This window comes from Corynebacterium freiburgense (genome assembly GCF_030408815.1).
Taxonomy (GTDB): Bacteria; Actinomycetota; Actinomycetes; order Mycobacteriales; family Mycobacteriaceae; genus Corynebacterium; species Corynebacterium freiburgense.
Genome location: NZ_CP047355.1, coordinates 1,998,902 through 2,018,937, shown reverse-complemented (window position 1 = coordinate 2,018,937; position 20,036 = coordinate 1,998,902). Strand labels below are relative to the sequence as shown.

Below are 20,036 nucleotides of genomic sequence, written 5' to 3'. Positions count from 1 at the left end.
AGAAAATCCAATGGACTTGACTACCCTTGCGAAAATCGCAGGTGGGAGGCTTGTAAACCCCGCAGATATATCAATTAATGCGATTGGCTTACACGCACAGGAGTTGCAATCGGGCGGTGTGTTTGCGGCGGTACCAGGTTCAAAAGCTCACGGTGCGAGCTTTGCTAAAGACTCGAAAGCTTCGGCGATCTTAACGGATGAGCAAGGGCTTGAACTCTTGGTTGATGAGCACCGTCCAATTGTGGTGGTTCCACAGGTTCGCCCTATCCTTGGTCCGGTTGCTGCTGCTGTGTATGGCGATCCTAGTAAGCACCTTACGGTAATCGGTATTACAGGCACATCAGGTAAAACCACCACTACGCATATGCTTGAGGTGGGGCTTCGCCGCATGGGGCTTAAGGTGGGCTTAATCGGTACAACTGGCACGAAAATTGATGGTGAATGGTTGCCGACGTCGCTAACCACGCCGGAAGCTCCTAAGCTTCAGGAGTTATTTGCACTCATGCTCGAACGCGGGGTAACTCATGTAGTGATGGAGGTTTCTAGTCATGCGTTGTCGCTGCATCGAGTTGACGGTATTTCCTTCGATATTGCGGCGTTTACCAATTTGTCACAGGACCATTTAGATTTCCACCATACAATGGAGGAATATTTCGAGGCGAAAGCGAAATTCTTCCAAGGAATGGCTGCTCAAAACATCGCTTTTGCTGAGGATTGGGGTAAGCGAATTCTCGATGAATTTGGGGGGCTTGCGGTAGGCAAAATTACTGAACGAGCCCCGCAGGAATTTACGGTGAGCATTGGCGACCGTGATATTGATGTTGAACTTTCATTACCTGGGCACTTTAATGTGCTCAATGCCGCATTAGCGGTGACATGTGTGGCGGCGGTTGGTTTGGATCCACAGGAGTTTGCCAAAGGGCTAAAGGTAGTTGGTGTGCCTGGTCGTATGGAAGTTATTGATGCTGGTCAGGAGTTTCTTGCCGTTGTGGATTATGCACATAAACCAGCTGCGGTGGCTGCCGTGCTGGATGCATTACGTCAAGACTTAGAAAAACAGCAGTCCCAGGGCCGCCTTGGAATTGTCCTTGGTGCCGGCGGGGACCGGGATGCTGGTAAACGCCCAATTATGGGATTGGAGGCGGCACGCCGCGCAGATTTTGTTGTGGTTACAGATGATAATCCTCGTTCGGAAGATCCGGCAGCGATTCGTGCGGCCGTATTAAAGGGCGCGAAGCAGGGAAGCGCTAAGGTTATTGAAATTGGAGACCGCGCAAAGGCGATTCGTGCTGTGGTTGCTTGGGCAAAACCGGGGGATGCGATTGTTGTTGCGGGTAAAGGTCATGAAACTGGGCAGCTAGTGCAGGGGGTTATGCACCCGTTTGATGATCGTTTGGAATTAGCTCAAGCATTGTCTGAGGTGCAGTCATGATTTCTATGCGCGTTGGTGAAATTGCCGAGGTAGTTGGTGGCACGCTACATAACGTGGATCCTGATGTTGTAGTAACTGGCAGCGTGGAATTTGATTCCCGAAAGGTTACGGAAGGGTCAGTGTTTATTGCGTTTCCGGGTGCTCGGGTAGATGGGCATGATTTTGCGGAAACCGCGATTGCACAGGGAGCAGTTGTAGTATTGGCTGCTCGTGAGGTTCCAGCACCGGCAATTCTTGTGCCGGAGGTGCCGCGCCCGGAAACGAATGCGGAGGCTTATGCTCATGATGCTACTGGGGCAACGGCGTCAGTAATTGCTGCGCTTTCAAAGCTTGCCCGTCATATCGTTGAGCAAACAGGCGTTCGGGTTATTGGTGTGACTGGTTCGGCGGGTAAGACATCAACAAAGGACTTTCTGGCTTCGCTATTGGATCAGGCCGTTGCTCCGCCAGGGAGTTTCAATAATGAGATCGGCCTGCCATATACCGCCTTGCGTTGTACCAACGATACGAAGTATTTAGTGGCGGAAATGTCGGCACGTGGGGTTGGTCATATTCGTCACCTTACGGAAGTAACCCCGCCGCATATTGGTGTGGTGCTTAATGTGGGAAGTGCCCACCTTGGGGAGTTTGGTTCTCGCGAAACCATTGCGGAAGCAAAAGGCGAGCTGATCGAGGCGTTGCCAGCGGATGGTGTTGCAGTGCTCAATGCCGATGATCCTGCTGTTATGGGTATGGCTTTTCGGACAAAAGCCAAGGTCGTGCGGTTCTCCACGCAACAGGAAGCGGAGTATTTTGCCACTGATATTACTTTGGATGCATTAGCTCGGCCTTCGTTTGTATTGCATACGCCGGTTGGTGATCGTCAGGTGTCGTTGCAGGTGCATGGGGAGCATCAGGTTGGGAATGCTCTGGCCGCGGTAGGTGCGGCGTTGGAAGCTGGCGGTGACCTGGACGCGGTCGTCGATAAGCTTGAGGCGCATACCGCCGCCTCAGCACACCGTATGGATGTGCGAACCCGCGCGGATGGTGTCGTAATTATCAATGATGCCTACAATGCGAACCCGGATTCGATGCGCGCTGGGTTAGCGGCATTGGCTCGCACTGCGCAAGGACGTAGCTGGGCAGTGCTTGGCCAAATGGGTGAGCTAGGCGCGGAAGCCTTGGATGAACATCGTCGTTTGGCGGATGTAATCGTAGAACTTGGAATAGACAGGCTTGTGGTTGTGGGGGTAGATGTTCACGCGCATGCCCTGGCAGAGGCTGCGCAAGTTCGGGAAATACCCACCCTGATAGCAGATAGTTCAGATGCAGCTATTAACTTAATTGCGGAAGAACTTCAGCCAAAGGATGCTGTACTTGTAAAAGCTTCCTTTGCTGAAGGCCTGTGGGATGTAGCCACAGGTCTGATCGAAGCATGCCTAACCGAAAAGTGAGCTAACAGTGACCCAAATCCTTATAAGCGCCGGGATTAGTTTCCTTGTGGCAATCTTCTTTACCCCAGTGCTCATTCGTTGGTTTAGTGCTGAGGGAATTGGTCAGGAGATCCGTGAAGAGGGTCCAAAGTCCCATCTCCGGAAACGCGGCACCCCAACGATGGGTGGTATTGCAATCCTTGCCGGTATTTTAGTGGCCTACCTGGTGTCGGGTGTTATGGGCTTGCTTATGGGGTACGGCGGCTTTACCGTCTCCGGACTCTTGGTATTGGGCTTAACGCTTACATTGGGCGGCCTTGGCTTTGCTGATGACTATATTAAATTAGCTATGGGTCGTAACCTGGGGCTTAATAAAAAAGCGAAGCTTATTGGCCAGGCGGCTGTTTCCTTATTGTTTGGTTTTCTTATTTTGCAATTTGCCAATGAGAAGGGTCTTACACCGGGCTCTACCCATCTTTCCTTTATCCGGGATATTGATATTTTAGATATTAGTTTCGGTGGCAGCATTCTTGGCATTATTGTATTTTTGCTGTTTATATATATTTTGATTAGCGCTTGGTCGAATGCCGTGAACTTAACAGACGGTTTGGATGGCCTTGCCGCTGGCTCAACCGCAATGGTCATGGGCGCTTACACAATGATTACGTTCTGGCAATTCCGTAATTCTTGTGAATTAGCGGTGAAGTCTGGATGCTATTCGGTGCGCGATCCGCTTGATTTGGCAATTCTAGCGGCGGCTGGTTTGGGCGGTTGTTTGGGTTTCTTATGGTGGAATGCGGCGCCTGCAAAAATCTTTATGGGTGATACTGGTTCCCTGGCATTGGGTGGTTTGGTTGCTGGGCTTTCGGTGGCATCTCGCACCGAATTGCTAATGATCGTTATTGGTGCATTGTTTGTTATCGAGGCGGCCTCAGTAGTAATCCAGGTTGTGGTGTTCCGTACCCGAGGCACTAGGTTTTTCCGAATGGCGCCATTCCACCATCATTTTGAAAATGGTGGCTGGGCAGAAACAACGGTAGTAATTCGTTTCTGGCTGATGACGGCAATGGCTTGTATCGGCGGCATGGCATTGTTCTATACCGAATGGCTGAATGTTGCGGGAGTGTAAATGTTTATCCAGGGCCATGTTTTAGTTGCTGGTGCCGGGGTTTCCGGTGCTGGTTGCGCGCGCATGTTGGTGGATTTAGGGGTGGAGGTTACGGTTGCGGATAATGATGAAACCGCACGGTTTCGCGTTGGTGAAGCCACCGGTGCCGCCACAATCGCCCCAGCTGAGGTAGATTGGGCAAATTATTCCTATGTGGTGACGTCCCCAGGTTGGCGCCCCGATACACCATTGCTTCTCGACGCCGCCGCCAACAATATCCCAGTCATCGGCGATGTGGAATTGGCGTGGCGGCTCGACCGTGATGGTGCTTTTGGAAAGCCTCATACGTGGATGGTTGTTACCGGTACAAATGGGAAAACCACTACAACCGCCATGCTTGCTGAAATGATGAAACGCGGCCCAAAAACTGCGGCTGCCGTTGGGAATATCGGTGTGGCTGTTGGAGATGCTCTTACGGCATCTCCACGGATTGATATTTTGGTGGCGGAATTGTCAAGCTTCCAATTGCATTGGTCGGAGGAACTTACGCCTGATGTTGGTTGTGTGCTCAATCTGGCCCACGATCATATTGATTGGCATGGCAGTTTTGATGCCTATGCTGAAGCGAAAATGAAGGCACTGCGTGGTGTGGCCATTATTGGTATTGATGACCTTGAAGTAGCTCGCCGGGCTGGCAATGCCATTGGTTTTACTTTGGGTGTACCAGCTCAGGGGCAAGTCGGTGTTCAGGATGGCTATATTATTGACCGCGCATTTGGGGGCGGTGTGATTGCGCCAATTGAAGGAATTTCACCCCCAGGGCCAGCAGGAATCCTTGATGCTTTAGCAGCTACGGCGATGGCGCGTTCGCAGGGGATTGAACCGACAGCCATTGCAGAAGCATTGGCGAATTTTCAGGTTTCTGGGCATCGTGGTCAAGTGGTCTATTCGGCTGATGGTGTGTCGTATATTGATAATTCCAAGGCCACGAATCCGCATGCCGCAGATGCTGCCTTGGAGGGGCATGATTCGGTGGTTTGGATTGCCGGTGGACAATTAAAAGGTGCTGATATTCGGCCGTTATTGGAAAAACATGCGCATCGCCTCAAAGCTGCCTTATTGCTCGGCGTGGATCGCCACACTATAGCAAATGAATTGGCTACAATTGATCCCACAATTCCTGTGGTGATTACTGATTCATTATCCCCAAATGATGCGATGCGCGAGTTGGTGGCAGCTGCTCGAAATATTGTCGCTCCGGGTGATGTGGTGTTGCTTGCCCCCGCTGCAGCATCGCTCGATATGTTTTCCGGTATGAGCCAGCGCGGAAATCTCTTTGCCCAAGCTGCCGCCGGGAGCGCTGAATGACAACACTTGCGGAAAAAGTTCAAGAAGTTTCACGCGATGTAAATGCACGCCCTCTGACCGACTACTACGTTATTAGCATTATTGTTGCTGCACTTACCGGGCTTGGTGTGCTTATGGTGACTTCAAGCTCAATGACATGGTCAGTTCTTGACGGTGACACGGTTTGGGGCACAGCAATCAAACAAGCAGCCATGGTGGTTGTTGGGTGTTTTGCCTTTTGGTTCGCGCTTAGAATGCGGCCAGAATCAATTAAGCGCTGGGCGGGCGCGCTTTTGGTGGTGTCTATAGTCCTATTGGTATTGGTACTTATTCCGGGTATCGGTACCGGGCGGGAAGAAGTAGGTTCACAATCCTGGATTGTGCTTGGGCCGCTTCGCATACAACCTTCAGAGATTGCCAAAGTAGCCATTGCGGTCTGGGGTTCTGCAATGCTATCAGCACGGAAGAATAAAACTCCTGGTATGGATCAGCGCTATCTTAAGTTTGGCGGCGTGTCCATCCTTATGGTGAGTTTGATTGTTTTCCAGGGCGACGTTGGTATGGCGTTGGCGTTTTTAGTGGTCGTAGGTTTTGTTCTGTTTTTTGCGGGTGTAAATAAGAATCTTATTTTGGGAGCCGTTGCGGTTGTGGGCGTGGGGTTGCTTGTTTTAAGTATGAGCGGAGGATTCCGTTCAGACCGTTTTACTGTGTATTTTGATGCACTGTTTGGCTCTTTTTCGGATACCCGCGGGCGCGCATTTCAGTCATATCAGGGTTTTCTTTCCCTTGCTGATGGCAGCCTTACAGGAGTGGGTTTAGGTCAATCGCGCGCAAAGTGGTTCTATTTGCCGGAAGCAAAAAACGATTTTATTTTTGCAATTATTGGCGAAGAACTAGGCCTGTGGGGGGGCGCGATTGTTATTGGCCTTTTTGGGCTTTTGGCATGGTTTGGTTTACGAACCGCCCAGCGTAGCCAAAGCCGTTTTCAGTGCTTATTAGCAGCATCATTGACTGCCGGTGTAGTTGCGCAAGCTTTTATTAATATTGGGTATGTTGTTGGCTTGGTTCCTGTGACCGGCATTCAATTGCCTATGATTTCTGCGGGCGGTACCTCGGCAATTATTACTTTGGGTGCTATGGGTCTTTTGGCGAATTGTGCGCGACATGAACCTGAGGCAATTTCGACAATGCAGAATTACGGTCGAGGTGCTTGGGACAGAATACTGCGTTTACCGGAACCTGTGGCGCCAAATGCAAAGCGTATAAAGCCAAAAGAGCCTGCACGCTTCGGTCGTCCTGTTACTTCTCGTGGTGGTAGCGTCGTTGAAAGGACACCAGCGAATCGACGAAGGAGAAGGTAATAGTGGTGAATATCGTTGTGGCGGGTGGCGGTACAGCTGGGCATATTGAACCGGCACTAGCCGTAGCGGATGCACTACGGGAGCAGGGGGCGAATGTGACCGCGTTAGGCACGGAACGCGGTCTGGAAACTGATCTGATCCCAAAGCGCGGATACAAACTTGATTTAATTGACCCAGTCCCGGTGCCCCGAAAACTCAATGTGGATCTTATATTGCTTCCATTTCGAGTGCTCAAGGCCGTACATCAGACTCGAAATATCCTAAAAGCAGCCAAAGCCGATGCGCTTATTGGATTTGGGGGGTATGTTTCCGCTCCCGCGTATGTGGCGGCACGCACTCTTGGTTTACCGTATTTTGTACATGAGGCAAATGCTCGCGCAGGTCTGGCTAATAAGCTTGGCGTGTGGCTTGGCGGTACCGGCCTTAATGCGGTCCCTGGCTCGGGCATGCGTGGCGACGTCGTGGGCGTGCCGATTCGCGCAAACCTTTCCGGCACCCAGTCTGAGGAGACCAGGCAGGAAGGTTACCAAGCATGGGGTCTAGACCCTAATAAACCAACTCTTTTGGTTACTGGCGGCTCCCAAGGTGCCCGCTCCCTTAACCTTGCACTTGCTGATGCTTGTGAAGCGATTACTACTGCTGGCATTCAAATCCTTCACGCATATGGAAAGAAAAATGAAGCTCCACCAGTGCATCCCGGCTATGTGGCCGTTCCATATATTGATCGAATGGATTTAGCATACGCAATTTCTGACCTGGTAGTGTGTCGTGCCGGAGCGATGACCGTTGCGGAAGTAACAGCAGCCGGACTCCCTGCAATCTATGTACCTTTGCCACATGGCAATGGTGAGCAAGCACTGAATGCACAATCGGTCATTAGTGCGGGTGCAGCAACTCTTATTTATGACTCTGATCTCACGGCGCAAGGATTAGCTACCCAAGTAAAAGCAATCCTTGGAGATCCCGAAATCCATGACAGCATGGTTGATGCTGCCCGGAGGAGCGGACTTGGCCACGCGGCGGAAGAAATCGCACGCCGCATTCTCAACTCTCAGAAAAGCTAAGGGAATATGACTGATTTGTCTCGAGTCCACCTCATTGGGATTGGTGGCGCTGGAATGTCCGGTGTGGCTGGAATCTTGCTATCTCGCGGTGCGGTAGTGAGTGGGTCTGATGTAAAGGACTCCCGAGTACTCCTTGCACTCCGCTCAATGGGTGCTCATATTGCGGTGGGACACCGCAGTGAAAACCTCGCTATAAGTGGTGAGCTCCCAACTACAGTGGTGACTTCATTTGCGGCAATACCTAAGGACAATCCTGAGCTGGTAGCTGCAGAACAAGCCGGAATTCCAATTATCCGACGCAGCGATTTACTAGCAGAACTAATGGAAGGGTACAAGCAAATACTTATTGCGGGTACCCATGGAAAAACCTCCACAACCTCTATGGCGGTAGTTGCTATGCAAGCGGCGCACCTGGACCCGAGTTTTGCTATTGGTGGGCAGTTAAGTAAAGCTGGAACCAATGCTCACCATGGTTCGGGTGATATGTTTGTTGCTGAAGCGGATGAATCAGACGCATCCTTATTGAGCTACCGCCCTAGCATTGCCGTTGTTACAAATATCGAGCCAGATCATTTGGATTTCTTTTCCACGCCAGAAGCTTATTTTCAGGTTTTCGATGATTTTGCTGACCGAATTGAGCCTGGTGGCACACTTATTGTTTGCAATGAAGATGCCCATGCTGCGGCGCTTGGTGAGCGCTGTAAAGCAAAGGGTATTGCAGTAAAAACCTATGGCATGGCCGAACATTGTGATGCTCGAATTTCAGATTTTCGGCCAACAGTATTTGGTGCGTCTTTTACAGTCACAATCGGTGATTCAAAAGTAGAAATAGATTTACAGGTGCCTGGTAAGCATATGGCGCTCAATGGTGCCGCGGCACTGCTTGCTGGTGTCTTAGCCGGAGGGGATCTGGAAGAACTTGGCTATGGTTTAAGTGGTTTTACTGGTGTGCGGCGTCGTTTTAGTTTTGTGGGAATTATTACAAAAGGAAAGTACGCCAATGTTCGCATAATTGACGATTATGCACACCACCCCACTGAAGTTGCTGCAGTACTTGAGGCATCTCAGGAAAAAGTGCGCACTTTGGGTGAGGGGAGAGTGGTTGTGGTTTTCCAGCCTCATCTATATTCGCGAACCATTGAATTTCAAAATGAATTCGCTCAAGCGCTTTCCATTGCTGATGAAGTTATTGTCATGGATATTTACGGTGCACGCGAAGAACCAGTACCCGGAGTTGATGGCCGCATTATCGCCGATAAAATCAATGCGCACTATGTAGCTAAGTTTGATGAAGTTCCAAAACGTGTCGCGGAAATCGCAAGATCTGGGGATCTTGTGCTTACAATGGGCGCTGGAAGTGTGACAATGCTCGGACCAGAAATACTTAACGAACTCAGGTGAATCGAAGAATCTTTTATGTGCTTACCGCAGTGCTTCTTATTATCGCTGCGGTAGTTGTTGTGTATTTCACCCCGCTATTCAGTGTGAAGAATTTTGAGGTGCGGGGGCAAGAAGTGACAAGCACGGAAGAGATTATTGAGGCATCAAAGCTTCGTGGGGGGGATAACCTCGCAAGCATTGATGCCCGCCGCGCGGCAAATGACGTCGCAACGCTGCCGTGGATAGCCAAAGCGACGGTGGTGCGCTCTTGGCCTGACACGGTGGCTATTGAAGTCCACGAGCGGCAAGCCGTTATGTATGTAAAACGCAAAGACGGCGAGCATCTTATTGATCGCACGGGAACCGCATTTTTGATCGATACACCTCCACCCGGATCAATCGAGATTCGAGGGACAAAAGAAGACGATGCTGAACTTTTTGGCAAACTTGGTGAAATTATCGAATCACTGAGTGATCTTCCAGAAGAAATTGTTGCATTTGAAGTGCCAGACCCATATAGCGTCACACTCGTGTTTGATGATGGGCGAACAGTTGAGTGGGGGGCGCCAGAAAACAACCACGATAAGGCTGTGGCCACGCGAATTGTACTTCAGCGGGAAGGGCAACACTGGAATGTAAGTGACCCTATCCAAGTCACAGTGAAGTAGTGTTTTCGCAGTTCAACAACTTTAAAGTAAAGGTTTAATGTACCGACACGCCCCTAAATGTCTCACAATTTACGTGCGTTTTCACTCATGATAAATAGGTCCCTACTTGCTGGTAGGCATGTTTAGCACTCATCAATAAAGAAGAAAGGCGAGTCAACCTCTTATGACCTCTCCGAACAATTACCTCGCCGTAATCAAGGTTGTCGGTGTCGGTGGTGGCGGCGCAAACGCTGTAAACCGCATGATCGAAGAGGGGTTGAAGGGCGTCGAATTTATCGCCGTCAATACGGACTCCCAAGCGCTGATGTTCTCCGATGCCGAAGTCAAACTGGATATCGGACGTGAAGCAACCCGTGGCCTCGGTGCTGGCGCAAACCCTGAGGTGGGTCGGACCTCAGCGGAAGACCATAAAAGCGAAATCGAAGAGACCCTTCGTGGCGCAGATATGGTCTTTGTTACCGCAGGTGAAGGCGGCGGAACTGGGACCGGTGCGGCGCCGGTCGTCGCTAATATCGCCAAAAAACTTGGCGCGCTGACCGTCGGTGTAGTTACCCGCCCCTTTAGCTTTGAAGGTAATCGCCGTGCTCGGCAAGCCGAAGAAGGTATCGAAGCCCTGCGTGAAGTTTGCGATACCCTTATTGTTATTCCAAACGATCGGCTTATGCAGCTTGGTGAACCAAATATGTCTTTGGTGGATGCATTCCGAAATGCCGACCAAGTACTTCATGATGGTGTGCAGGGCATTACAAACCTGATTACCACCCCAGGCGTTATTAATGTTGACTTTGCCGACGTGCGTTCTGTTATGCAAGACGCAGGTTCTGCACTTATGGGCATTGGCTCAGCCCGTGGGGAAAACCGTGCCCGAGCGGCAGCTGAACAGGCCGTGAATTCTCCATTATTGGAATCTACAATGGCTGGTGCCAAGGGTGTTCTTCTATCATTTGCTGGAGGCTCCGACCTTGGCCTGCAGGAAGTCAATGAGGCTGCGCACTGCGTAAAAGAACTGGCCGATGATGATGTAAACCTTATTTTCGGCACCATTATCGATGACAACCTAGGCGATGAAATCCGCGTAACGGTAATTGCCGCAGGGTTTGATCCGGCAACGAATAATGCAGCAACAGTCACCCAGCTCAATAAAAAAGCTGAAAAGCCGCTTGAAAAGGAACCGGAAAACCCGACACCGGCGCCACGGGAATCTCTTTTTGCTGATGTTGAGGAAGAACCAACCCCCGCACCTGCGCCTCGGGCATATGAGGCACGCGCAGGTGAGGCACGGAATCGGCTACAGCATGGGGGCATGTTTACCGGCAATGATTCCCGGAATCATAATGATGAAGATGACCTAGGAGTGCCTAGTTTCCTACGATAACTGTATGGGCACAATACATGATCGCCCCGTCCGCAAGGTATTTACTACCCGTGCCGGCGGGGTTTCCCGTTATCCGTATGATTCCTTTAATTTAGGCGACCATGTTGACGACGCCCCGGAAGCGGTGCGTGCAAACCGCGCGCGGCTCGCCAGGGTTCTTGGTTTGCCAGAAACCAATATTGTATGGATGGAACAACTTCATACAAATACTGTGACCGTAGTATCAGAACCCCAAGCCCAACCTGTGGAAGCAACCGATGCCTTGGTAACAACCACCAAAGGTTTAGCTTTAGCAGTACTTACTGCAGACTGTGTGCCTGTACTACTTTCTGATACTGAAGCAGGAGTGGTTGCAGCTGTACATGCCGGTCGCATCGGCGCTAGAAATGGAATTGTAGAAAAAACGGTGCAGGCAATGCTTGGGCTTGGTGCAAAGCCATACCAGATTCACGCACTACTTGGCCCCGCCGCATCTGGTGCGCGCTATGAAGTGCCTGAGGCAATGGCTGAAGATGTAGAAAAACATCTACCTGGGGCTCGTGTTACTACAAAGCAGGGCACAAGTGGGTTAGACATTAGGAAAGGTATTATCCGCCAATTGCTGGCCCTGGGCGTGATGGCAATTGACGCCGATCCGCGGTGCACTATTGAAGATGAGGCGATGTTTTCCTATAGGCGTGATGGGAAAACTGGCCGTCAAGCGGGACTAGTGTGGCTCCAATGAATCGCCGCGATGAATTGGTAGCAAATCTCACACTCGTTCGCGGGCGTATTGAGCGAGCCGCTCATACTGCGGGTAGGAATCCGGATGAAATAAAGTTACTTCCAGTGACAAAACATCACCCAATAGAAGATATCGAGTTGCTGTTCGAGTTAGGTATTCGTGAGGTTGGGGAAAATAAAGATCAAGAGGCCAGAGAAAAAGCAACTTTGCTACCGGAAATGAATTTCCATATGATTGGCCAAGTGCAAACCAAAAAAGCGAATTCTGTTGCACGTTGGGCAACTACAGTGCAATCTGTCGATTCGCTCAAACTAGCGCATTCCTTAAATAAAGGTGCTGGTCTTGCGATCGATCGTGGGCAACGTAAGGGGCCATTGGGATGCATGGTGCAAATGAGTATGGATGGGAATATTGCGCGCGGTGGTGCACAAGAGGCTGAAATAGAAACGCTTGCAGAAGTTATTTCTGAGGCACAATATCTCGAATTTGTCGGACTTATGTGCGTACTTCCCGTAGGGGATAATTCGTTCGATCGTGCACGAAGAATGTTTGATAAATTGTGCGCTTGTTATGGAGATTCGTTGGATTTTAGCGCCGGAATGTCGCAAGACTTAGAACAAGCAATTTCAGCAGGTTCGACAATCGTGCGTGTCGGAACCGGGATCATGGGGCAACGCGTTTTACGGTAGGACAAGCGAATGACGCACAACGTAATGTTGCACAACGGAAAAGGATTACAACACAATGACGCAACTGCAGAAAATCAAGGAATTCTTCGGTCTTGACGCCCCTATGGATAGCTATTACGAGGACGACTACACCGTAGATCCTCGTAGTGGTGCGGCCTATAAGCCTGTGGAAAACTATTCATACCGCGAGACGGTGTCTCGTTCTTATGCGCCGAATATTGTCTATGTGCGCACACAAACTTTCGATGACTGCACGGCTGTAGCTGAGCCATTCCGTGATGGAGACGCGGTTGTGTTTGATATGAGCGGGGCAGCTAGCGGTATTCCACGTCGTATTGTGGACTTCGCTTCTGGTCTATGTTTTGCTCTGCGGGGCACAATGCGACAGCTGGATAGTAGAGTTTTTGCCATTGTTCCCGAGGGTGCTTCAGTTAGCACAATCGAACTAGAGCGCGCGATCCGTTAGCAGTAATATCCCTTTTCCCATGAAAGTCACCATGCAGAACGCATGGTGACTTTCGTTTTGCGTTAGGCTCAATAACGTGAACTATCTTATTATTTCGTTGTCGATCATCATCGATATCTTCATTTTCTTATTAATTGCGCGCATTTTGATTGAGATGATCCAATCATTTTCACGTAATTTTCGTCCGCCCCGCTGGTTCGTAATGATAGCGGAACCCATTTTCGTCATTACGGACCCGCCGGTGAAGGCGCTGCGCCGCGTGATTCCTCCCGTACGTATGGGTTCGGTTGCGCTAGACGTTTCAGTATTGGTGCTGTTTTTTGGCCTTCAATTGGTTCAGATCCTCCTGAACAGGGCTTATTAAAAATATTCGGGGGGATTTTCCGGGGGTAAATGTAGTGAGTTGAGCGCGTATTACCCGCTATCTTGTGCACCATCTTTATGGGTTTCAGTTGTCAATCACGGGCATTCAGGGAACAATGAGCTATGTAAAGCAGTGCGCAAGGGTTTCAATTGGGTTACACTTGCGACTATCTAAAACAAAGCGCTTTAGGGTCCCCCCTGAAGCTAAAGGGCCCCTCATTCGGGGCTTTGAAACGACACGCGAAGGGAACCGTCCATGCTGCTGACTCCAGCTGAAGTGCACAACGTGGCTTTCAGCAAGCCGCCGATTGGAAAGCGTGGCTATAACGAGGACGAGGTCGACCAGTTCCTCGATCTGGTGGAAGACACCCTCGGCCAGCTTCACGAAGAGAATCACGATCTGCGCCAGCAGGTTGACGAACTCCGCGCTGAACTCGCTCAGGGAGGCGGTCCCGCCCCCATTGCTGCAGTGCCGCAGGTGGATGAAGCTGCAATCCGCCAGCGCATTCGCTCTGAACTTGAGTCTGAATTGCGTGCCGAATTCGAAGCCAAGCAGGCTAAATGGGTTGAGGAACATAAGGTTCCGGAGCCGAGTGCGGATACGAACTTGCAGGCTGCCCGTGTGCTTGGTTTGGCGCAAGAAATGGCAGATCGCCTCACTAGTGATGCGCGCGCGGAATCTCATAACATGCTAGAGACTGCCCGTGCTGAAGCTGAGCGTACCGTTGCGCAAGCCAATGTTGCTTCTGAGCGCACGATTGCCCGCGCTAATAATGAGGCTTCAACTAAGGTTGCGGATGCGACTGAGAAGTCTGAGGCAATGCTTGCTAAAGCTAAGCAAGACTCCACAGCAATGATTCTTGAAGCTACCGAACGAGCAGAAGCTCAAATTCGCCAAGCCGAGGATAAAGCTAATGCGCTTCAGGCTGATGCTGAGCGTAAGCACACCGAAATTATGGCTACTGTAAAGAAGCAGCAGTCTGCTCTGGAAGGCCGAATTGCCGAACTCCGGACCTTCGAACGTGAGTACCGTACTCGTCTTAAGACATATCTTGAAAGCCAGCTTGAAGAGCTTTCCACTCGGGGTACTGCGGCACCGCATGGCGCTGACGATAACTAATCTTTAGCGTCTAGGCCCTTCAGCAAGTGCTGTAGGGCCTTTTCATGTGAAGGGAGACACTAGGTGCTTACAGTTGCTGTTCTATGTGCACTTGTGGCACTTGTGCTACTAGTTATTGCCGTGCAATCTGAATCTGATATTTGGTCATATTTATTGATTGTGGTCGCGGCAACAGGTTTTATCCTGTGGATTTGGGATGTTATTCGTACGAAGCGCTAAGCTATACTTCGTACAGCGTTGATCCGGCAATCACCGGGGAGCTTCCGGAAGAACGGCATAATTGCTTATTAGAACCGGACGGTTGGGACCGTGATAGACCCATAAAATGAAGTGGAGTGTTTGTACATTCAAGCCGGGTGGTACCGCGCGCCATTGGTGCGTCCCAGCAACAAGTATTTGAAACTTATTGCAAGGAGACATTCAAGATGGCTGTTGGCGGTGTATACCCTCGCGTGGATCTTACTGGGGGGTCAAACCGTTTCCCTGATATGGAACGCAATGTTCTGGATTTTTGGAAAAAAGACCAGACATTTCAAGCTTCTATAGATCAACGAGAAGGTTCGCCAGAATTTGTCTTTTATGACGGCCCACCATTTGCAAATGGATTGCCCCATTATGGGCATTTATTGACTGGGTATGTAAAAGATATCATCCCTCGGTATCAAACAATGCGTGGTAAAAAAGTGGCCCGCGTATTTGGCTGGGATTGCCATGGTTTGCCTGCGGAATTAGAAGCCGAAAAACAATTAGGCATTAAAGATAAAGGTGAAATCGAAGCAATGGGCTTGGAAAAGTTCAATGAGTATTGCGCCAAGTCTGTGCTGGAATATACCGAGGAATGGAAAAACTATGTAACTCGGCAGGCTCGTTGGGTCGATTTTGAAAACGGCTATAAAACCATGGATTTGGATTTTATGGAATCCGTGATGTGGGCTTTTAAAACCCTGTATGACAAAGGCTTGATCTATCAGGGTTTCCGAGTCTTGCCATATTCTTGGGCCGAGCACACTCCGCTTTCAAATCAGGAAACTCGGCTTGATGATTCGTATAAAATGCGCCAAGACCCTGCGCTTACCGTAACAATGCCGCTTATCGACGGCCCGGAGGAACTGCGCGGCGTCAATGCTTTAGCTTGGACGACCACACCGTGGACCTTACCTTCAAACTTGGCGCTCGCGGTTCACCCTGAGGTTTCCTATACGGTTATTGAGGCGGGCGAAGGTGGCCTCGAGGAGTTTATTGGGCAGCGTTTCCTTCTTGCGGAAAATCTTGTTGCTGGATATGCAAAAGAATTTGGCGATTATAAAGTAATCTCCAAATATGTCGGTTCTGACCTTGTTGGTTTGCACTACACACCGGTTTTTGATTATTTCAAAGATCACCCAAATGCATTCCAAATAATTGCAGCAGATTATGTAACCACGGAAGATGGTACGGGTATTGTTCACCAAGCCCCAGCATTTGGTGAAGACGATATGATTGCTTGCGAAAAAGTAGGTATCGAAGTTGTTATTCCAGTGGATATGGATGGCAAATTTACGTCACTTGTCCCAGACTATGAAGGCAAATTAGTCTTTGACGCCAATAAGGATATTATTCGTGACCTAAAGTCTGCGAAGCGGGTTTTGCGCCATCAAACAATCGAGCACTCATATCCGCATTCTTGGCGTTCTGGTGAGCCATTGATCTATATGGCATTGCCTTCATGGTTTGTGGCGGTCACTGAATTCCGAGATCGTATGGTGGAGCTGAACCATGAGGACATTGAATGGATGCCTGCGCATATGCGCGATGGTCAGTTTGGTAAATGGTTGGAAGGTGCCCGTGACTGGAATATCTCCCGAAATCGTTATTGGGGCTCGCCGATCCCAGTGTGGGTTTCGGATAGTGAGGAATATCCGCGTGTAGATGTGTATGGTTCCCTCGATGAGTTGGAACGCGATTTTGGGGTGCGCCCAACATCACTTCACCGTCCATATATTGATGATCTGACTCGTCCGAATCCTGATGACCCTACCGGTAAGTCCACTATGCGTCGTGTTCCTGAGGTGCTGGACTGTTGGTTTGAGTCGGGTTCCATGCCATTTGCGCAAAAGCATTACCCATTTGCCAATAAAGATTGGTTTGATACTCATAATCAGGCGGACTTTATTGTTGAGTATTCTGGTCAGTCCCGTGGCTGGTTCTACACCATGCATGTGCTTGCCACAGCGTTATTTGATTGTCCTTCCTATAAGAAGGTTGTGGCGCATGGCATTGTACTTGGTGATGACGGACTGAAAATGTCAAAGTCCAAGGGCAACTATCCAAATGTTAATGAAGTGTTTGATCGTGATGGTTCTGACGCGATGCGTTGGTTCCTTATGAGTTCGCCAATTTTGCGTGGTGGCAATTTAATCGTTACTGAACAGGGCATTCGTGAGGGTGTTCGTCAAGCGCTTCTGCCAATGTGGAATGCTTACACTTTCTTGCAGCTGTATTCATCGAAGCCGGCTGAGTGGTCTACCGATTCCACTAATGTATTGGATCGCTATATTCTTGCTAAACTGCACCATCTCGTTGCGGCTTGTCAGGAGGCTTTGGACCAGTCTGATATTGCCCGTGCCTGTGATGAGGTGCGCTGGTTCTGTGATGCGCTGACCAATTGGTATGTTCGTCGTTCTCGTGATCGCTTCTGGATTGGTGATAATGAACACCCCGAGGCATTCAATACGCTTTACACCGTATTGGAAACCCTTACACGTGTCGCGGCACCGCTTTTGCCTATGGCTACTGAGGTGATTTGGCGTGGTCTTACCGGCGGGCGTTCGGTGCATTTAACGGATTACCCTCGCCCGGATGAGTTCCCTGTTGATGATGCGCTTGTTCGCACTATGGATGAGGTCCGGAGTGTTTGTTCGGCGGCTTCGTCAGTGCGGAAGTCTCATAAATTGCGTAATCGCCTACCATTGCCCAAATTGACGGTGGCGTTGCCGGAGTCGGGGCGTTTAGAGCCATTTGCCTACATTATTCAAGATGAGGTCAATGTTAAAGACGTTGTGCTTACCGATGATGTTCAGTCCATTGGTCACTTTGAAGTAGTGGTCAATGCTCGGGTAGCGGGTCCGCGGCTTGGTAAAGATGTTCAACGCGTAATTAAGGCGGTAAAGGCTGGCCAGTATGAGCGTATCGACGCCACGGTCGTCGCCGATGGCATTACGCTTCAGGAAGGCGAATTTACCGAGCGTTTGGTTGTTGCGGATCCAGAATCCACTGCGCAAATCGAAGGTGTTGAAGGTCTGGTACTTTTAGACCGAAATGTCACCGAAGAACTAGAGGCTGAAGGTTGGGCAGCGGATGTGATCCGTGGTCTGCAGGATGCTCGAAAGAGCTCTGGCTTTGAGGTTTCTGATCGTATTGCAGTGGTTCTCGGAGTGCCTATGGATAAGCAGGAGTGGGCTGAACGCCATCGCGACGTTATCGCTGGAGAAGTATTAGCTACTTCTTTTGAAGTTAAATCCGAACCCGTGGATGGGCTTGCTGTAATCGATGGCGTGACTGCTACATTGCAAAAAGTCTAAATCACTTGACATTGGGGGTAGCTTTCACGCTGCCCCCAATTTTTTATTTTCGTAGAAAGATTCGAATTTAGGCCCCTGGGTTTTACCAGTCAGTAAAAACTTCTCTCTCCACACGTGATTTCGAATTGCCGACAATCTTGTATTGTAGCGCAGGTTATGGTTCCTACCTGGGGTTGAAGGAAAAGGTAGGTTGGGGTTTCACATCTGAATGATGTGTTGGGTTTTGGAATACATACACATGGGCGGGTTGGATGTCTCATTTTGAAATGACGGGTGAAACATGCGTGTACCGTGGTCGAACTCTGCGCCGGATACGTGCGCTGAAGTTTTTGCGCCATTGTGGGGTTTTGCCTGGTGTTTTGGGCGGTTGGATTGAGTGTAAAGAAAATCTTCAGGGGGATGGATGGGTGTCAGGCAATGCCAAGGTGTATGACGATGGATTGGTGACCGACGAAGGACTTATCTCTGGCAATGCGGAAGTATTTGAATATGCTGAAGTGTGCGCGCGTTCCAGAGTTTCTGATTATGCAAAGATTTTTGGTCATGCGGTTGTGCAGGGAAATGTTGCTGATTATGCGCAGGTTTTTGGTAATGCCGTAGTTCGGAGCCTAGGTGTTTCGGGGTGTACTATTGCAGGTCGCGCTAGGGTTTTTGAAAATTGTCGGATTTCTGGAACCTCTTGGGTCGGGGATAGTGCCCGGATATTTGGCAGTGCTTGTGTCCAAGATAGGGTGCGCATTGGTGGGACAAGCGCCATATTTGAAAACGCATCTGTAATAGACCAGGCTTGGGTTTCTGGCGAATCGCAAATATTTGGCAATGCGCAGCTCGCTGGGCAAACCTGGCTCTTTGGTGCGCCTCAGGTATTTGAAAACGCGCGTGTATTCGACCAAGCTTTGGTCGGGTCTGCTGCAAGGATTTTTGGTAATGCATGGGTGTATGGGCATTCAGAGATTGCTTCTGATAGCCAGATTTTCGGTTATGCCAAGGTAACGGGCGATACTGTAATACCTGACTTTCGGCGCGTTAGTGGATCCACACGTATTGGCGATGAAACCAACGTGGTTTTGGCTGAAGCACTCTCAACTGAGCAACTTGACGCCCGTGTTGCTCGCCAATTTGAGCGAGGTACTTTTACATTTGACCCAGCCCAACAAAGCTTTTCTGGTGGGTTTGAATCCGCATTTTACTTTGATCATATTGGCCCGAATACGTACCGTGAAGTTTTAAGGTATTGCGAGGGAGAAGAAATTGAACCAGAGGCCGGTACAGAAATGTATTTCACTGGTTCTCCGCGCCAATTAAAAACTGCGGTGCTTAAATATCATGCAACACCCGGCGGTTTTATGGGATACCCGGTGCATTTTCAAAAGGAATTTGTCACACTGTTTATTGGGGATTTAGAAGTGCCGTAGTGAGGCATTTGGGACTTGGTCGACTAACTAGACTCTTGGATAGTTTTGTTGCGGGTTGAGTGCTGTAGCGGGGTTTACGTATCTTAGTATTCTTTTGCAGCCTTACCCAGGTCTTTGGCGGAATAAGATCGCGGTGGTTTTTCCGCTTTGAGGGGTATTGCTTTTCGAGCCAATGCGTATAGGCGATGCGCGAAATCTGGAGTTGATCGCACATCCATATCACGGGGTAGCGTTCTTCATATTGGCGGACGATTTCACATCGTTCAGTAAAGTGCACACACCCAGCTACTGCTTCCTGCGCCATTTGAATAAATAATTCTCGATCCGATAGCACTCTGCTGTGGTCTGGTGTGTTTGTAGCTTCGGCTAGCCAACGCCGCAATGTTGCGGGTGCGATACCGCAGATTCGGCATGTTTCAGCACGTGAACGACCTTCTTCATTCACCATTGCTACAGCGTGGGCGCGGAATTGTTGCGGGTATCGTGAAGGCATACCAGAACTATTAGCAGAGTTTGGCAACTCATGGGTCGAAGTAGTTAGAATTTTCGGTC

Annotated in this window: 18 protein-coding genes; 17 read left to right on the top strand and 1 reads right to left on the bottom strand. The window is 49.9% G+C overall.

The annotated features are described in order from the left end of the window. The first annotated feature begins 10 nt into the window (after positions 1 to 10). The 17 genes from CFREI_RS09150 (at position 11) to CFREI_RS09070 (ending at position 19,484) form a co-directional block, all read left to right on the top strand. Positions 11 to 1,432 (top strand): UDP-N-acetylmuramoyl-L-alanyl-D-glutamate--2,6-diaminopimelate ligase, encoded by a 1,422-nt coding sequence (locus tag CFREI_RS09150; RefSeq protein ID WP_027011906.1) that lies wholly within the window; start codon positions 11 to 13, stop codon positions 1,430 to 1,432. Then, a complete protein-coding gene (locus CFREI_RS09145; protein ID WP_027011907.1) occupies positions 1,429 to 2,865 on the top strand; it encodes a UDP-N-acetylmuramoyl-tripeptide--D-alanyl-D-alanine ligase in 1,437 nt (478 codons plus the stop codon). The genes CFREI_RS09150 and CFREI_RS09145 overlap by 4 nt, the downstream gene beginning before the upstream one ends. 7 nt (positions 2,866 to 2,872) lie before the next feature. Continuing rightward, positions 2,873 to 3,973 carry a phospho-N-acetylmuramoyl-pentapeptide-transferase gene (gene mraY, locus CFREI_RS09140; protein ID WP_027011908.1) on the top strand — a complete coding sequence of 367 codons (1,101 nt, stop codon included), beginning with the start codon at positions 2,873 to 2,875 and terminating at the stop codon, positions 3,971 to 3,973. Further along, on the top strand, positions 3,974 to 5,320 hold the full coding sequence (gene murD / locus CFREI_RS09135; RefSeq protein ID WP_027011909.1) for a UDP-N-acetylmuramoyl-L-alanine--D-glutamate ligase: 1,347 nt from the start codon (positions 3,974 to 3,976) through the stop codon (positions 5,318 to 5,320). It abuts the gene before it with no gap. Further along, positions 5,317 to 6,660 (top strand): peptidoglycan glycosyltransferase FtsW, encoded by a 1,344-nt coding sequence (locus CFREI_RS09130; protein ID WP_051255804.1) that lies wholly within the window; start codon positions 5,317 to 5,319, stop codon positions 6,658 to 6,660. Before murD ends, CFREI_RS09130 begins: the two co-directional genes overlap by 4 nt. Positions 6,661 to 6,662: 2 nt before the next feature. After that, positions 6,663 to 7,724, top strand: coding sequence for an undecaprenyldiphospho-muramoylpentapeptide beta-N-acetylglucosaminyltransferase (gene murG / locus CFREI_RS09125; RefSeq protein WP_420834524.1), 1,062 nt, complete (start codon positions 6,663 to 6,665; stop codon positions 7,722 to 7,724). A 6-nt stretch (positions 7,725 to 7,730) separates the two neighbouring features. After that, positions 7,731 to 9,125: a UDP-N-acetylmuramate--L-alanine ligase gene (gene murC, locus CFREI_RS09120; RefSeq protein WP_027011911.1), complete on the top strand. Its 1,395-nt coding sequence runs from the start codon at positions 7,731 to 7,733 to the stop codon at positions 9,123 to 9,125. Further along, positions 9,122 to 9,772 (top strand): cell division protein FtsQ/DivIB, encoded by a 651-nt coding sequence (locus tag CFREI_RS09115; protein ID WP_035111350.1) that lies wholly within the window; start codon positions 9,122 to 9,124, stop codon positions 9,770 to 9,772. Before murC ends, CFREI_RS09115 begins: the two co-directional genes overlap by 4 nt. A gap of 163 nt (positions 9,773 to 9,935) precedes the next feature. Further along, positions 9,936 to 11,147, top strand: a complete 1,212-nt coding sequence (gene ftsZ, locus CFREI_RS09110; RefSeq protein ID WP_027011913.1) for a cell division protein FtsZ — start codon at positions 9,936 to 9,938, stop codon at positions 11,145 to 11,147. Between the two features lie 4 nt (positions 11,148 to 11,151). Next, the gene (gene pgeF / locus CFREI_RS09105) at positions 11,152 to 11,871 is read left to right on the top strand and encodes a peptidoglycan editing factor PgeF (RefSeq protein WP_027011914.1); all 720 of its coding nucleotides are present in this window, start codon (positions 11,152 to 11,154) and stop codon (positions 11,869 to 11,871) included. Then, positions 11,868 to 12,560, top strand: coding sequence for a YggS family pyridoxal phosphate-dependent enzyme (locus CFREI_RS09100; protein ID WP_027011915.1), 693 nt, complete (start codon positions 11,868 to 11,870; stop codon positions 12,558 to 12,560). Before pgeF ends, CFREI_RS09100 begins: the two co-directional genes overlap by 4 nt. Positions 12,561 to 12,615: 55 nt before the next feature. Continuing rightward, on the top strand, positions 12,616 to 13,026 hold the full coding sequence (locus CFREI_RS09095; protein ID WP_027011916.1) for a cell division protein SepF: 411 nt from the start codon (positions 12,616 to 12,618) through the stop codon (positions 13,024 to 13,026). A gap of 76 nt (positions 13,027 to 13,102) precedes the next feature. Continuing rightward, positions 13,103 to 13,390 (top strand): YggT family protein, encoded by a 288-nt coding sequence (locus CFREI_RS09090; protein WP_027011917.1) that lies wholly within the window; start codon positions 13,103 to 13,105, stop codon positions 13,388 to 13,390. A gap of 255 nt (positions 13,391 to 13,645) precedes the next feature. Next, a complete protein-coding gene (locus tag CFREI_RS09085; protein WP_027011918.1) occupies positions 13,646 to 14,509 on the top strand; it encodes a DivIVA domain-containing protein in 864 nt (287 codons plus the stop codon). 63 nt (positions 14,510 to 14,572) lie between these two features. Then, positions 14,573 to 14,728 carry a hypothetical protein gene (locus tag CFREI_RS09080; protein ID WP_169719129.1) on the top strand — a complete coding sequence of 52 codons (156 nt, stop codon included), beginning with the start codon at positions 14,573 to 14,575 and terminating at the stop codon, positions 14,726 to 14,728. 206 nt (positions 14,729 to 14,934) lie between these two features. Beyond that, on the top strand, positions 14,935 to 18,069 hold the full coding sequence (gene ileS, locus CFREI_RS09075) for an isoleucine--tRNA ligase (RefSeq protein ID WP_027011919.1): 3,135 nt from the start codon (positions 14,935 to 14,937) through the stop codon (positions 18,067 to 18,069). 251 nt (positions 18,070 to 18,320) lie between these two features. Beyond that, positions 18,321 to 19,484: a hypothetical protein gene (locus tag CFREI_RS09070; protein WP_027011920.1), complete on the top strand. Its 1,164-nt coding sequence runs from the start codon at positions 18,321 to 18,323 to the stop codon at positions 19,482 to 19,484. Here CFREI_RS09070 and CFREI_RS09065 read toward each other — a convergent pair. Continuing rightward, positions 19,459 to 19,977, bottom strand: coding sequence for a transposase (locus tag CFREI_RS09065; RefSeq protein WP_035111354.1), 519 nt, complete (start codon positions 19,975 to 19,977; stop codon positions 19,459 to 19,461). The two genes, CFREI_RS09070 and CFREI_RS09065, sit on opposite strands and share 26 nt — an antisense overlap. Positions 19,978 to 20,036 lie beyond the last annotated feature (59 nt).